The organism is Psychrobacter luti, from assembly GCF_014192115.1.
Lineage (GTDB): Bacteria > Pseudomonadota > Gammaproteobacteria > Pseudomonadales > Moraxellaceae > Psychrobacter > Psychrobacter luti.
The window spans coordinates 1,040,320-1,054,972 of the sequence record NZ_JACHXL010000001.1; the positions used below are offsets into that span (position 1 = coordinate 1,040,320).

At 40.1% G+C, this 14,653-nt stretch carries 11 protein-coding genes, 2 tRNA genes and 1 pseudogene; 4 read left to right on the top strand and 10 right to left on the bottom strand.

What is annotated here, in order from left to right:
* Positions 1-642: 642 nt before the first annotated feature.
* The 8 genes and pseudogenes from FHS24_RS04115 to msrB all read right to left on the bottom strand — a co-directional run bounded on the left by FHS24_RS04115 (position 643) and on the right by msrB (position 5,204).
* Positions 643-1,716: a helix-turn-helix transcriptional regulator gene (locus tag FHS24_RS04115; protein ID WP_183618916.1), complete on the bottom strand. Its 1,074-nt coding sequence runs from the start codon at positions 1,714-1,716 to the stop codon at positions 643-645.
* Between the two features lie 328 nt (positions 1,717-2,044).
* A pseudogene (locus tag FHS24_RS12620) lies at positions 2,045-2,164 on the bottom strand (DUF3418 domain-containing protein); the annotation flags it as partial.
* A 493-nt stretch (positions 2,165-2,657) separates the two neighbouring features.
* A complete protein-coding gene (locus FHS24_RS04125) occupies positions 2,658-2,945 on the bottom strand; it encodes a hypothetical protein (protein ID WP_183618920.1) in 288 nt (95 codons plus the stop codon).
* Between the two features lie 12 nt (positions 2,946-2,957).
* The gene (locus FHS24_RS04130; RefSeq protein ID WP_183618923.1) at positions 2,958-3,284 is read right to left on the bottom strand and encodes a hypothetical protein; all 327 of its coding nucleotides are present in this window, start codon (positions 3,282-3,284) and stop codon (positions 2,958-2,960) included.
* 402 nt (positions 3,285-3,686) lie between these two features.
* A tRNA-Asp gene (locus FHS24_RS04135) sits at positions 3,687-3,763 on the bottom strand.
* A gap of 53 nt (positions 3,764-3,816) precedes the next feature.
* A tRNA-Val gene (locus FHS24_RS04140) sits at positions 3,817-3,892 on the bottom strand.
* 255 nt (positions 3,893-4,147) lie between these two features.
* Complete coding sequence (locus FHS24_RS04145) at positions 4,148-4,633, bottom strand: glutathione peroxidase (RefSeq protein WP_183618925.1); 486 nt, start codon at positions 4,631-4,633, stop codon at positions 4,148-4,150.
* A gap of 145 nt (positions 4,634-4,778) precedes the next feature.
* On the bottom strand, positions 4,779-5,204 hold the full coding sequence (gene msrB / locus FHS24_RS04150; RefSeq protein WP_183618927.1) for a peptide-methionine (R)-S-oxide reductase MsrB: 426 nt from the start codon (positions 5,202-5,204) through the stop codon (positions 4,779-4,781).
* A 573-nt stretch (positions 5,205-5,777) separates the two neighbouring features.
* On the opposite strand from msrB, the gene FHS24_RS04155 reads away from it, so the two are divergent.
* On the top strand, positions 5,778-7,427 hold the full coding sequence (locus tag FHS24_RS04155; protein ID WP_406947773.1) for an aminotransferase class I/II-fold pyridoxal phosphate-dependent enzyme: 1,650 nt from the start codon (positions 5,778-5,780) through the stop codon (positions 7,425-7,427).
* 136 nt (positions 7,428-7,563) lie between these two features.
* On the opposite strand, the gene FHS24_RS04160 is transcribed toward FHS24_RS04155, so the two are convergent.
* Together FHS24_RS04160 and FHS24_RS04165 are read right to left on the bottom strand one after the other, a co-directional pair.
* Positions 7,564-9,171 (bottom strand): inorganic phosphate transporter, encoded by a 1,608-nt coding sequence (locus FHS24_RS04160; RefSeq protein ID WP_183618930.1) that lies wholly within the window; start codon positions 9,169-9,171, stop codon positions 7,564-7,566.
* Between the two features lie 566 nt (positions 9,172-9,737).
* The gene (locus FHS24_RS04165) at positions 9,738-11,384 is read right to left on the bottom strand and encodes an ATPase (protein WP_183618932.1); all 1,647 of its coding nucleotides are present in this window, start codon (positions 11,382-11,384) and stop codon (positions 9,738-9,740) included.
* Between the two features lie 368 nt (positions 11,385-11,752).
* Between FHS24_RS04165 and FHS24_RS04170 the strand changes: the two genes are divergently transcribed.
* The 3 genes from FHS24_RS04170 to FHS24_RS04180 all read left to right on the top strand — a co-directional run bounded on the left by FHS24_RS04170 (position 11,753) and on the right by FHS24_RS04180 (position 14,551).
* A complete protein-coding gene (locus FHS24_RS04170; RefSeq protein WP_183618934.1) occupies positions 11,753-12,463 on the top strand; it encodes an FFLEELY motif protein in 711 nt (236 codons plus the stop codon).
* 103 nt (positions 12,464-12,566) lie between these two features.
* Entirely contained in the window at positions 12,567-13,691 is a 1,125-nt protein-coding gene (gene ubiE / locus FHS24_RS04175; RefSeq protein WP_183618936.1) for a bifunctional demethylmenaquinone methyltransferase/2-methoxy-6-polyprenyl-1,4-benzoquinol methylase UbiE, read from the top strand.
* 164 nt (positions 13,692-13,855) lie between these two features.
* Positions 13,856-14,551 carry a ubiquinone biosynthesis accessory factor UbiJ gene (locus FHS24_RS04180; RefSeq protein WP_183618938.1) on the top strand — a complete coding sequence of 232 codons (696 nt, stop codon included), beginning with the start codon at positions 13,856-13,858 and terminating at the stop codon, positions 14,549-14,551.
* The last annotated feature ends 102 nt before the right edge of the window (positions 14,552-14,653 follow it).

Genomic DNA, 14,653 nt, shown 5'->3' on the forward strand with positions numbered 1-14,653 from the left:
ATGTAAAGGGTTAATGAAAGACCATTGCTAAAAAACTACTTATGCGCACTTTTCTAAGAATAGTATCCATCTAAATCGTTTCTATTTCTTAAATTCAGTTCTTTAACTCCCTGTTTTTAAAGCTATTAAAACCATAATGATACTTAATCATGAATAATTTATAGCACTACAGTTAGGGCTTAATATGATCTTTTATAGGCTTACAATGGCTCTCATTTGTTCTTAAAAGCAGGTGATATATTTCTAAAAATGATGAGCTATGTAACATGTGTCGCATTATATAGAGCATATTGTTACTTAAGAACATCTTAAATTCATTTTAACTCGATATAACATAATACGAATTAAAGTTGACCCGAATTAACATAAAAATAGGTAAGATATAGAAACAAAAAACCCATCAAACCTTAAGGTTTGATGGGTTTTCTAAATAGAGTATTAAATAATTATCTTTAATTGATACCCCTCCAAAGTTATCAGAGTCGAATGAAATACTCACCACCTATAGAGGCGAGGGAATTCTGCCAAAAGAGATTAGAAATTAAAGGAGGACGCACTTATATGCTTATCATCATTTAGCTAAGTAGATTGACGAGCCCCTAGATCTCCACTCTACTAGAACTTTATCTGCTCTTTTATATTTTAAGCAGTACACGTTCCGCGCATAAAGCTATCACGATAAGCTTTAGGGGTTACGCCAAACCAACCTTTAAAACATTTAAAAAACTGGCTAGGAGATTTATATCCTAACAAGTAGGCAATTTCATTAGTCGATATATTTTTTTCTGCTAGATACGTCTGCGAAAGACGCTTTCTAGTATCTTCTAGAATTTCTTGAAATGAAGTGCCCTCATCCTTGAGTCTTCGTTGCAGGGTACTAATACTTAGATTCATTGCACTCGACACATTACCACGCGTAGGTTGGCTAAATCCTATTAAAGTCTCAATAGCAATTTCACACCGCCGTTTATAGTCAGAATCAGTAATCTGCACTGAAAGCAGGTTTAATAAAGGGTTAACAAGAAAGTTTTTGCCAACATCTTCTTCATTTTGTATTAGAAAATCGATAGCATCACTGTGGTCATTTGTGTTTTCAAGAGCATAAACCAAGCTTGTTGTTTGACTTAACTCAATAGGAACACCAAAGACTGATTTATAATAATCTAGTTCATACAGACTACTCCGATGACCAATCGTTATCTTTTTGATAACACCTGGGCAAAACTCTTCCATAAGTCTGTAAACGATTACCAGCACACCATCAATTTCATGCTTGTTCGATACGTACTCTTTACTAAAAACCAAATCAAACCGAATTTGACCTTTTTCTGGTACCAATTTCAGGGAAATTAAACTAGTAATAAGAGAAAAGAAACAATGCACCAGTCTGCTAACTAGTAAAAATAGCATTTGTTTATTAGTATTAAGACAGGGCTTTATACACTCACTAATAGACTTATAAAAAGGTATTGAACTAAGATTCATCCTGAAATGTAGTTTTAAACCAAGATAAGTATCCTGAAATAATTCACATATAGCACTAAGTTCCTTATTGACTATATTTACAGGAATCATATCCCCTTTATAATTATCGATATCTACGTAATATTTTGGAAGCCTATGTACGTCCTCTTGACGACCTTCTTCGAGTAAATATAGAGTAGTTGCCTCTCTTGCCGCATAAACTACACTTCTATGTGTACTATAAATTTCCATATTTCTGCTTACCTAAAACTTTTTTGTTTAGATCTAGCAACTCCTCTAGCTGCTAAACAAACTAAAGTTATCATTTTTTTATTAAAGTCGAATAGAAGCACTCAAGAATGTTTGTAATAACTCGTAAATGAAACCCTCAACACATTGTTTACATATAGTATATATAATTCATTTAAAATGTATCATTAAAATTGATTACCTGCCACCTTTACATTATTTTCTTAGGTAATACCCATACTTGATACGAGATTTTGAAACAGCGGTTAGGGAAACTGACTTAAATAACCGCCGTCGCACTGATGTTTTTTCTAAAATTATAATGCAATTCTTAACTCATCTTATCCCACATTTTGCTTAGGCGCTTCGGAGATACTGCCATACGGGTTTTCATTGGTTGCGCGAAAAGCTGAATGCGATGCTCCTCAACCATCCATCGATACTTGCTAATCTAGCTATAAGCCCTTCAAAAGCCACTTGAGAAAGATGCCTGTTTAGATAGACTTATTATATCTTTAAAAAACTACTGTTCTGAGTAATTCTGGCCGTCTAGAATAGAGCGGACTTATTTCATAAGATGAAGAAACTTGACTCACTATGTCTGTCAGTTCAAATGATTAATTATTACAATCGTCTTTTCAGCACTATCTATAATAAAGCCATGTCATAACTTACTATGCCATAAAGTATCATATTTCTTCAGTACATTTTTCTCTAAGAAATCACTGATATCTCGTAGTGCTTTGTATAAAAGCCACTTAGTTATCACACCTAGTGTTTACGAATCCGCACTCCATGAAAATAAGTTAGCAAATTATTCAACATAGATACTTAATATAGTGTTTAAAACATACTATCGATTGGTATGCCAAAAATTACTTCGTTGATTGTTTTATGTTAACTAACAAACTGTTCAAATAAAGCTATTGGACTCAGTTAAGTACTTAAACTTCTTTAATTTTGTTGTGATTATTCACAGTACCTCGAGTCTTATCGATAAGCATTGAAAAGTCTTTTTGACTGAAATAATTTATTGGTGATTCATCCTCATTACCAAATATTTCGTTCCAAACAGCGCTACTATATTTGCTTTTAGCCTGTGATAACTCTCTAATTTCTGAATACATGACACCTGGTTTTGAAAGTGAGAGAATAGAAATTGCCCTAATATAATCCATATATATAAAGTCTATTACGTCTTGGTCAAACTTATCTTGAATTCTTTTTTTCACTCTATTTAACTGTTAATCAGTTTTATTTTTTGTACCATGACCTTGAGATGTTGTATAACTTAGAATCACAGTATTTTCATTAGAAATATCATTTAGATCAAATATAGGAGAAAAACAGCCTCCAATGATTTCGTATGAACCATCTTTAAATATGACAGAGATATTATGAATAGGTATCTCAATTCTGCTGCCGAAATAGGTGGATACATTTTTGAGGTAGGTACTTTTATCACTACTAATATAGGCGTTCATCAGCACTTGATGAAGCCTCCTAGCTAAAGGATGGAATTTTACGGTTGAGTTGCTATTTAAACTAATCGTTTTGGCATATAATTTCATAATATTAATCCTTGACTTGATTTTATCCTCTTGCCTATCATAATAAATACATAGTGGCTAAATATTTCTATTGTTCGCAAATTCCACTGATTTATAGGTATGTCTTTTAAAGCATCGTCCCAAGCATCCTGATCTTGTTCGGTAGCTTGCGCATAGTTGTAGTATCTTAGTCGAATATCCTTTTTATAGACTAGTTTACGAATAACTTGAAGGTAGTTATAGAGGTCTACTGCGCAATTGAATGTGATAAAGTTTTTATTATATTGAGAATTTAAAGATAGAATAACTAACCCTTACGGATAAAGGCTTTAGGAGGAAATTCAGACACAAAAAAACCTCAAGTAAACTAATACTTGAGGCGAAACTTGCTTAAACTCGAAAGTTTAATATTCGTTTTAAATATGGCGCAGCGGACGGGACTCGAACCCGCGACCCCCGGCGTGACAGGCCGGTATTCTAACCAACTGAACTACCGCTGCTTAGGTCGTTTTTAGCATCTTGCCCTTATCAATAGGCCCACTCGCTAAAAGAGTGGTGGGTGATGACGGATTCGAACCGCCGACATTCTGCGTGTAAGGCAGACGCTCTACCAACTGAGCTAATCACCCTGAGAAGCAAATTAACTATAGTTGTCACGCTATCGCTAATTTTTGAAATGTCTTAATAGACGTTTCTAACAACAACTTGCTTTATCAATAAAGCCCCTTGCTGTGGGTGTGTATTATATAGATTTACACATGGCTGTCAAACAGTATTTGCCCTTTTCTTACGAATTTTTTCTGAATTTATCAATTCTATGGGCAAGCCTCTGTTTTCATTGGTTTTATATTTTATATAAAACCAATGATTTTTCAGCTTATCGTCTATTTTGCTGCTAGCGCTTGCTCAATATCGGATTTAAGCGCTTCAGGCTTGGTGGTTGGCGCATAACGGTCAATGACTTGTCCATCCGACCCAATTAAAAACTTAGTAAAGTTCCATTTGATACCGTCTGTCAGCAGCCCGCCCTTTTGATTTTTTAGCCATGCAAAAATCGGATGAGCATCATCGCCATTAACATCAACCTTAGCCATCATCGGAAAGCTGACCCCATAGTTCTTTTGGCAAAACGCGCCAATCTCATCATTAGTGCCAGGGTCCTGAGCGCCGAACTGGTTACATGGGAAACCAATTACAACTAATCCTTTATCCTGATATTGTTGATACAACGCCTCTAGCCCTTCAAACTGTGGCGTAAAGCCACATTTACTGGCGGTATTGACGATTAATAACACTTTACCTTTGTAATCAGAAAAATCTTGAGAGGTGCCGTCCATACGTTCAGCGGTAAAATCATAAATAGTGCTCATCTTTCATCCTTAAATTGATTGTTTTATTATTAATGGTTCTTTAAGCCTTATTATTTCGTGAATGTTCTATACAAAGCTTATTAGAAAAAAGGAAGCACCATGTACTTCCCTCTTATCAGTCTAACTTTAGCTAAAATACTAATATTTATTCTTCAGTTTTGTCCAAATCGATAGATACTGAGTTGATACAGTAGCGCATGCCAGTGGTCTCACGTGGTCCATCGGGGAATACGTGACCCAAGTGCGCGCCACAATTGCTACACGTTACTTCGGTACGGCGCATACCCAATGAGTCATCAACGTGCTCATCGATGGCGCCATTATCGATACCTTGATCGAAGCTTGGCCAGCCACAACCGGCATCGAACTTATTGTCCGACTCAAACAAGCTTGCACCGCAGCCTTTACAGCGGTAGATGCCTTTATCATTGACATCATTATAGACGCCAGTAAATGGACGCTCTGTGCCCTTCTCACGCATCACATGATACTCATCGGCACTCAGGCGCTCTTTCCAGTCCGCTTCTGTCAACTGGCCGATTTCTTCTTTACTTAACTGATTGTCTTGCATCGTTTATCCTTATGAAATATTTGGATGAAATGAGTGGCTATCTCATTTGTTGTCTCTCATTTTCTCGCGAAACATTATTGTTGGTTTTTATGAAAATGATAGCCTTTATCTGCTGCTTATCGACTGACTATTCAAGGTTGTTATTATAAAGGTAGTCGACTTGCCAGCTTAAAGCTTAAAGTTTTGAGAAACTCATTTAGATAGAGAAGTAAAATATAACAAATTATCTTGCCACCTAAATGAGTAAAGTTGTAATTGTATTGTGTTAGCACATTACTTATTTTCCTATTCTCGATTCATTGTCACTGGTTTAATACCTTCTTACTCAACTCACCATTTGGCACCAATTTCTTTGGAAACATCAAGCAGAGATGCTCGACCTATAAATGCAAGTTATTCTTTCATTTTTCTATATGCTTAAGATTAATTTGATAGATATCAATCTATATACTTGCATTAGAAGTTTATTTGCAATAATATCTTGCATTAGTACTAGGTTATGGCTAAGCAATCTATTAGTCGTCTGCTATTACAAATGCATTGATTGGTTAAGGTTAATAAAAGGTATAAATGATGATGGCTGACAGCAAAGAGTCACAAGCTAGCAAAGGCACGCAAGCCGAACGATTGGTACAATTGCGCCGCGATAAGGGCATGACTGCTGAGCAATTGGCACAAGCGATGACCGCAGCAGGCGCCAAGGTCAGTCGCGGGGCTATCTCTAATTGGGAGCGCGGCACCAACGGCATCGTATCATCGAAGCTGCCGACCTTAGCCCGTATCTTAGGTTGTAGCGAAGGCTATCTATTACGTGGTGAGCTGCAAAGTGGAGCTAATGTTAATAGCAACGTTAATAGCGATGCAGATTCAACTCAACGCATAAATACTCATAATAAAAATGCAGCCTCTAGCAAGCAAGTTAGCAACGCTCAACCAATGCCAAATCAAGCAGCGCCAAATTCACAAAACAACCCTATGGGTGGTCACTCTATGAACACAATAAGAAAATCCGATAAATTACAAAACGTTTGCTACGATATTCGTGGTCCTCTGCTGCAAACGGCTAATAAAATGGAAGCCGAAGGCAAGCGCATTTTAAAGCTTAATATTGGTAACCCTGCCCCGTTCGGTCTTGAAGCACCGCATGAGATTTTACGTGATGTGGCGATGAATTTGCCAGAAGCGACGGGATATTCAGACTCACAGGGGATTTTTGCGGCCCGTAAAGCAGTCTTACAATATTATCAATCAAAGGGGCTGCTGTCCGCTGTTGACGTCCGTGATGTATATCTAGGTAATGGCGTCTCTGAGCTGATTGTCATGACCATGCAGGCGCTCATGAATGATGGTGACGAAGTCCTTGTTCCTATGCCTGATTACCCGCTTTGGACCGCAGCTGCCAACTTAGCAGGTGGTACAGCAGTGCATTACCGCTGTAATGAAGATGACAACTGGCATCCTGATATCGAAGACATCAAATCTAAAATCACCTCTAAGACCAAAGGTATCGTGGTTATTAACCCCAATAACCCAACGGGTGCACTGTATAGTGATGAATTGCTTCTACAGATTATTGAGGTCGCAAAAGAGCATGATTTAATCATCATGGCCGATGAGATTTACGACCGTATTCTTTATGATGATATGGAACATACACCGATGAGCACCTTGACTGATGATGTGCTTGTGCTGTCCTACAACGGTCTATCAAAATCGCATCGTATCGCAGGTTTTCGTGCCGGTTGGATGATGGTTTCTGGTAAAAAGCATCACGCTGCTGACTTCATCGAAGGATTGGATATGCTGGCGTCTATGCGCCTATGTTCCAACGTCCAAGGGCAATATGCTATACAAACGGCGATGGGCGGCTATCAAAGCATGAAGGATTTGACCTCTAAAAAAGGTCGTCTCTATAAGCAGCGTGAAATGGCGGTCTCACGCCTCAATGCCATTAAAGGGATTTCTTGTACCATGCCGCAAGGGGCGTTTTATTGCTTTCCAAAGATGGATCCTAAGGTCTACCCTATCGAAGACGATATGGCGTTTATGATGGATTTATTGGTAGAAGAGAATGTACTGATGGTACAAGGCACAGGATTTAACTGGGATAAGCCAGATCATTTTCGCTTGGTATTTTTGCCCAATCTACACGATTTAGAAGATGCCATGGATCGCTTAGAGCGCTTCTTTGCCAAAAAACGTAAGCAGTTTGGTACTGAATAAAGATTCAAAAATCATAAAAAAACGCTTATCGGCATAAGGCTGATAAGCGTTTTTTATTGTTAAATTAAGCTATAAATCTTTATGGTTAAAGTCTTATTAAACCATTATGCGGCTTTAATTTTAAAAAAACTTGGTCTTAAAAAATATTACTTAAGAAAATATAGCTGATAGCTGACATTGAAGCGGCGGCAGGAAGAGTAATTACCCATGCCAAACCGATAGGCTTCATCAGCGCCCAGTTGGTGTCTCTATTGACGATACCGATGCCAAGTACCGCGCCGACCAAGGTATGCGTACTCGATACTGGCAGCCCCATGGTCGAAGCGCCCATAACCACAGCAGCAGCAGCCAATTCCGCTGAGAAGCCAGAAGCGGGATGCATTTTTGCCAAATTGGTACCGACGGTTTGAATCACTTCTTTACCGATAAACCAAAGACCAACGATTAGCGCGACACCAAAGGTCAGCATAACCGCAGGTGGTACTGCCGCTTCGGTAGCAATACTATTGGTACGGATAACGTCCATAATCGCCGCAAAAGGACCGACGGCGTTGGCGATATCGTTTGAGCCATGACTAAAGGCAAAGGCTGATGCGGTAAACACTTGCATCCAGCTAAACATAATAAATGTCGCTTTGGTCAAATCTTCCTTATGTTTGCCGCGGATACTCTTGGTATAGATATAGGTCGCAAGCCACACCAGCGCTGCGATCATACCCATGATTAAAAAACCCTGTAGCGTCGTCAAGCCATTATTGACGTTTTTAAGGCCTTTAAAGATGACCAAAGAGGCCATGACCGCGCCGCCGGCAGCCGCAATGATAGGTACCCATTGCTTAAGGGCTTTTAGAGTATCAAGATTGGTACGCTCATTCTCAATTTCATAAAGCTTTTTATAGTAATCGGTCTCTAAATCTTCAACCACGCAATCATCATCTTTATAGATTTCCTGATCACGTAACATTGCTGAGGTATAAGCCAGTTGTTCTGATTCGGTAAGACCATCCAAAAACTCTTTGTGATTTTGCTTTAAGGTTTTTTTATCGCCTTTAAGGGTAGCAATATACGCTTCTGTTCTATCATTATATTCAATGATATTTTTCTTAATTTGTCCATATAACAGGTAGGACAGTAAGCCGCCTAATAACGGTGAAAGTACCCAAGAGATAGCAATTGTTCCAATGGTTCCCCAATTCACAGTAGAGAGTGCCATTTCGGTGCCACCTAAAGTGATACCCAATACAATGGAGCTACCAACAACGCCGCCGATAATGGCGTGAGTGGTCGAAACCGGCAAACCTTTTTTGGTCGCAAACAACAACCAAAATGCAGCAGCGATAAGCGCTGAGAGCATGACATAAATAAACTGGTTGGGCGTTACTGATAAACCATCTAGATCGACAATACCGCTCCGGATGGTATCCGTCACCTCACCGCCTGCCAGCACCGCTCCTGATACTTCAAATATCGCCGCGATACCCAACGCTTGAGGGATAGTTAATGTCCCTGCTCCCACCGAGGTGCCAAAGGAGTTAGCGACATCGTTACCACCGATATTGAATGCCATAAAGACACCAAAAGCGGTTGCTACAATAAATAGCGTCGTCTGTTGACGCATTGTGTAGTCTAGACCCCACCACAAAAAGTAGCTGGTCATCGCAATCAGTAAAATGGCAAAAAATAGATTAATTCTCATAGAGCCTACTGATTTGGTTGACCCTGTAGAACTGCTGCTAATACCCATACGTTGATACGTCCTGCGTAAGCTGATTGAAATTATATGAGATTGAAAACGTTACGCTGCTATGGATAATGTTTATTTTATCATCCAACTGATAGACAGCTTATATAATCGCGCAACGTAATTTTTGAATAACGGACTTTCTTATTACTGTTTTAAGTTATTACCCTAACGCTCGTGCTTTATTATTACGTTCGATGTTACTTGAAGGCAGTAAGGTAAAACACATCACTCAACATGCCACAAAGCCGCAAGTGGTATTGCCAAATCGTCTGATTACAGCATCTTGCGGCTTAAATGTTTTATGATAACAATGTTGGTACTGATAAATGTCGCTACTGATAACGGTATAAAAAATCAAAGCACTCTGTGCTGCTAACTTATTTTAGTGGTCAGCAGGAAACTTTACGCGCCTATTATATTAAATATAAGCGCACAATGCATGATGATATTGCGAGATTTGTAACTGCAAATGTAAGCGCTATAAAACTCATCGATTTAGTGAAAAATTGTTGTCATATTTTATAATTTGACTAAGCTAAAATACCATCAATTCTCAAAAATTTTAATCAGTTATCAGACAGTGCCAAAGACAGCTGCTCAATTGCATGATCCAACACCTCCAAACGCGCCTGCCGCTTTTCATTGGTGGCAATGACACACCAAGGAGCGTCTTCTGTGTCGGTACGTGCCAGCATATCAGCTGCCGATTGTACATAATCTGACCAGTTATCACGATTGCGCCAATCATCATCGGTCAATTTAAATTGCTTATGCGGCGTCTCTTCTCGCGCCTCAAAGCGCTTAAGCTGCTCCTTCTTATCGATGGCAAGCCAGTATTTGATAACTATCGTCCCAGCCGCTACCAAATCTGTCTCGAAGCGATTGATTTCATCATAAGCACGCTGCCATTCTTCATCGGTAGCAAAGCCCTCAATACGTTCGACCAATACACGCCCATACCAAGTACGGTCAAAGATAGCGATACGGCTGATACGATCCGTTTGCTCATTGGGCAGTTTGGTCCAAAATCGCCATAGGTAAGGGTGTTGTAACTCGTAGAGCATTGGCGCGCCGATATTATAAATTTGATACTCGCGTGGGTCGAGCGGCGCCACCAACCTTTTAATAGCGCCGCCCTTGCCAGCCGCATCCATGCCCTCAAAGGCAAAGACCACATGCCGACCCTTGCGCGCACGCAGCAACTCAGCAAGGCGCGCTTGCTTATCGGCAAGCGCTTCATGGTACTCGGACTTATCTATTTCTGCATCGTCAATATTTATCAAAGTTTTAGGGACTTTTACTGGGTCAAACGTTTTAAGATTTTCTACCTGTTCGCCTTCCTCTGTGCGACTGCTTGCTAGCGCTGTTTGCATTGCTTGCAAAACTTGATGACAAAAATGCATGGCTGCTTGTGATTTGTCATCACCATCGATGATAATCCAATCTTCCTGCTGGCGTAATAGCGCCGTTGCCACCTCATTAAAAGTTTCGACGACCTTTTTGCTTTTCCAATCAATTTGATATAAAAATTCTGGATCCGCTTTATCGTCATTAAGTCGCGCCTGCAAAGTTTCAATATCGACATGAAACCAGCATTTGAGCAGTTTGGTTTGGTTAGCAGCAAGGTCTTGTTCAAATGCTTGTAACTTAGTCAGCTCTTTTTTTAAATAGTCTTGCCATTGGGCAATAGGCAACGCTTTATTTTTCAGCTTCTTAGTATTTTTATCGCTGCTTTCTTTATGTTCATCACCTTCATTATCTAGCGTTGCCATACGCATGACGTTATAAAGTAAATCAGCATACCAGTTACCAAAATAAACCATCACATCGCCATGACGTGGCAGCGCCTTGGTATGCGTCTGCCAAATCGGCTGATGCTCTAAGGGGCAATCACCAATGGTTGCCTCAACCTTAAGTAAACGCGGATCCACCCATTGCCGCAGCTGCGTAACGGCTGTGCCCTTGCCTGCTTGCTCCATACCGTTGACCAGCACCAATAGTCCCGTTGGTTTATTAATAGTAGGTGGTGTCTGTTGCCGCGTGGCGCGCAGAGCAAACTGCGCGGTAACCAATGCCAATCGCAACGTGTCTTTATCCATAGAAAAGAGATTCAACGGATTGGGTGTTAAGCGTTGTTCGATGACTTGCTTACTAAATTGGTCACTCACGGCTTGTGGTGCTTGGTCTTCAGTAGTATCATTTTTTTTGCTCATGTCCATACTCGCTCTATTATTATTAGATAATGTTTTATGCATTGCTATACAGTTTTTATGGATATTCTTTATGAATGATTTTCTTTGGATTGCTATGTTATAAATGATTTGTTTTTATAACATTGATTACAACACTTATCACAGGCCTTAAAGTCACCATTTTAGTTAATCATAGCATTGAGTAAATTCAGTAAATAACCCTGCTATGTAACAGTTTGGCATTTGTATTCTGCGTTATTTTCTTTTAAGGTGAACAAAATCTTGCAAGCATGCTTTAATAGCTGCCAATAAGTATAAGACTTAGTACCGTCTCACCCCTTTTATCATCAGTTTGATTGTTATTTTTACTTTTTATAGGACTACCTGCCATGACTGCGTTAGCCAATTTACAACAGCACTTAAACCGTTTTTGGGCGCTGCCACATCATGAAAATGCCGCCCTAAACACTAAGCTAAAAGAAGTACAATCATGGCAACAAGCGCGTATCAAACGTACGCACAGCGCGCTATTTGAACAACCAAAAAACCAGTTAATGGCAGATTATTTCTTAACGCAGCTGTATGGTGGTGATGAATTTAAAGTATTGGCAGAGCAATTAGGACGCATCCTTCCTAAAGCCAAAAAACTTGAGCGCCTTGCCAAAGAGTCTTCTTTAGAAGCCGGTAGTATGGGCATTCAAGCCTCTATCTTGGCCATTGAGCTTGATTTACATTTGGCCAAGTGGCTGCTTGCTCAAGACTTGGCGGTTAATGAAGAGAATATGCTTGCCGCTTATCGCGCTGTCGATGAGGCAGATGAGCGCCGCGTGCAAATCAACAACCTAAAAGAAGTCTGCTATCGTACCGATAAAGACCTGAACTCCTTTATGCTCAAAAAAGCTTTTGCAATGGCGAAAGGCGCTGCGTATCGCTATAACTTCCAACCGCTTTACGACTTTATTGATGCAGGCTTTAAAGCCATGAAACCGCTAAAAAGTGTCAGCAGCTTTATCGAACCGTTTTGTGAGCGTGAGCTTGAGATTATTGACGAAGTTCACAACACGGATAATGGCGGTAAGCCAGCAACGTTTGGTGTATGATAGGTTCAATAATACACGTGGCCAATGGCGCTGTATCTTTATTCAACAATGATTAAACAGCGCTTATATATGCCATCATAAAAAAAAATAATAGGATAATTGTATGACTGATCATTCAAATAACAATGCTGCAACTGATGCTACTTCTCATGGTCACCTGCAAGATAAATTGGTCAAAGACAGTATTACCAATAATCAAAATATCACTGAGCAGGTAAAAGCGCGTCAAAGCCTTGTTTCTAATACAACGCTTAATGAAAATGCCGCAGTCGATAACAGCAAAAATAATGACTTTACGCAAGTGCAAGATTTACCAACCGGAACCCCACAAGGTCAACAAACGACTATGCCAAACCACACAACCAACGCTAACAACACTTTAAACAACAGCGCAAACAACGCTCCTACGCAAGCACAAACTGCTAAACAAACGCTTTTTAACCAACGTGATGACATCAATAATCCACATACGCCTGATACCGACGGTAATGAGCAAACGCATTTTGGTTATCAAACGGTCAATAAAGCTGAAAAGCAAGCGCGCGTTGCTGATGTCTTTACCTCAGTTGCCAAAAAATATGACATCATGAATGACTTAATGTCATTTGGTATTCATCGTTTATGGAAGCGTTATGCGATTAGCTTATCGGGTGTACGCGCCGGTCAGCATGTGCTTGATATCGCTGGTGGTACGGGTGATTTGGCCAAAGTGTTCAGCCGTGAAGTTGGTCGCAACGGTAAAGTCGTGTTATCTGATATCAATGCGGCGATGTTAGAAGTTGGTCGTGAGCGCTTGATTAATGCTGGCTGTAACAACGTCGATTTCGTCTTAGCAAACGCTGAAACCTTAGCGCCATTTGATGATAATAGCTTTGATCTGCTAACCATCAGCTTTGGTCTGCGTAATGTCACGGACAAAGATGCTGCTCTAAAATCTATGTATCGTGTGCTTAAACCAGGTGGTCGTTTATTGATTTTAGAGTTTTCAAAACCTGTGTTTGAGCCTTTGTCTAAAGCATATGACTTGTATTCATTCACAGCGCTACCGATGATGGGTAAGCTGGTTGCTAACGATTCGGAAAGCTATAAATATTTAGCTGAATCGATTCGTATGCATCCTGATCAGCAGACGTTAAAGCAGATGATGCAGCAAGCAGGCTTTGAAAATTGCGATTATCATAACCTGACGGCTGGCATTGTCGCTGTCCATCGCGGTTTTAAAGCGTAAACAAGCTTATTTATGCTTAATGTCTAGTGATAAAAACTAATTATAAAAGCTTATTGATAATATAAAAACGTCTGTCATTAGATAGACGTTTGATAATCGTCGTAACAGCCAATATTGAGATATGCGCCACGCTTATGGCGCTTAACCAAACATGCGAGAGCCTTATGCTGACTGTATTACTTTTGGCGGGTGCCGAAAAGCTGATTAATATCGCCATTGCGAGCGATGAGATTACCAAAGCTGGTCTGGCACCGCTTGCGGGTAAAGTGCTGCGTTTAAATATGGGCATGCCTGAGGTGAATTTGGACATCTTATTTACCGATGAGCGTTTGCGCTTTGAGCCGGTCATGACTGAGAGTGTGTTTGAGCAAAGCGGTAATATGAATGAGCGCCAACAGGCCAGCCTAGAGCGTGCGCGTCTTGGTCATAGTCGTCCAGATTGTATTATTACCGTTGATAATCCAGCGCAGCTGCTCAACCTTATGCGTGGCACAGAAGGCAACCTACCTATTGCTGGTGATTACAAAGTACTGATGCAGCTTAAGCAGCTGGTGGCAGGTTTTGACCCTGATGTCGCTGGACAGCTTGAGCCCTTTATTGGTAAGCCGATGGCTAGCCAACTGCATTTGCTCATATCGCAGTTAAAAGGCAGCTGGCGTCATAGCGCCAAACGTGCCTTTAATGATGTCAGCGACTGGGCAAACGATGTGGTAGGTAATGTTGCTCCTGACCCGATGGAAGCCGCGGAAGTCAACGACCTTAAACAGCAACTGTTAAAATTGCGCGCTGACGTTGAGCGTGAAGAAGCCAAGCTTGCTGCTATCAAAGATGAGCAAGCACGTTTAACCAATAATAGATAATAATAAGTAGATGCTATGATTGTTTAAATACTTTCTATAAACACATACTGATATAAAAAAACAAAACATCTAGCCTATTTTCGAATTTTTAGAGTACCTATA

Excerpts from the sequence above, each read along its gene's own strand:
- FHS24_RS04115 (WP_183618916.1), bottom strand. The coding sequence starts at position 1,716 with ATGGAAATTTATAGTACACATAGAAGTGTAGTTTATGCGGCAAGAGAG.
- FHS24_RS04130 (WP_183618923.1), bottom strand. The coding sequence starts at position 3,284 with ATGAAATTATATGCCAAAACGATTAGTTTAAATAGCAACTCAACCGTA.
- FHS24_RS04145 (WP_183618925.1), bottom strand. The coding sequence starts at position 4,633 with ATGAGCACTATTTATGATTTTACCGCTGAACGTATGGACGGCACCTCT.
- msrB (WP_183618927.1), bottom strand. The coding sequence starts at position 5,204 with ATGCAAGACAATCAGTTAAGTAAAGAAGAAATCGGCCAGTTGACAGAA.
- FHS24_RS04155 (WP_406947773.1), top strand. The coding sequence starts at position 5,778 with ATGATGGCTGACAGCAAAGAGTCACAAGCTAGCAAAGGCACGCAAGCC.
- FHS24_RS04160 (WP_183618930.1), bottom strand. The coding sequence starts at position 9,171 with ATGGGTATTAGCAGCAGTTCTACAGGGTCAACCAAATCAGTAGGCTCT.
- FHS24_RS04165 (WP_183618932.1), bottom strand. The coding sequence starts at position 11,384 with ATGAGCAAAAAAAATGATACTACTGAAGACCAAGCACCACAAGCCGTG.
- FHS24_RS04170 (WP_183618934.1), top strand. The coding sequence starts at position 11,753 with ATGACTGCGTTAGCCAATTTACAACAGCACTTAAACCGTTTTTGGGCG.
- ubiE (WP_183618936.1), top strand. The coding sequence starts at position 12,567 with ATGACTGATCATTCAAATAACAATGCTGCAACTGATGCTACTTCTCAT.
- FHS24_RS04180 (WP_183618938.1), top strand. The coding sequence starts at position 13,856 with ATGCTGACTGTATTACTTTTGGCGGGTGCCGAAAAGCTGATTAATATC.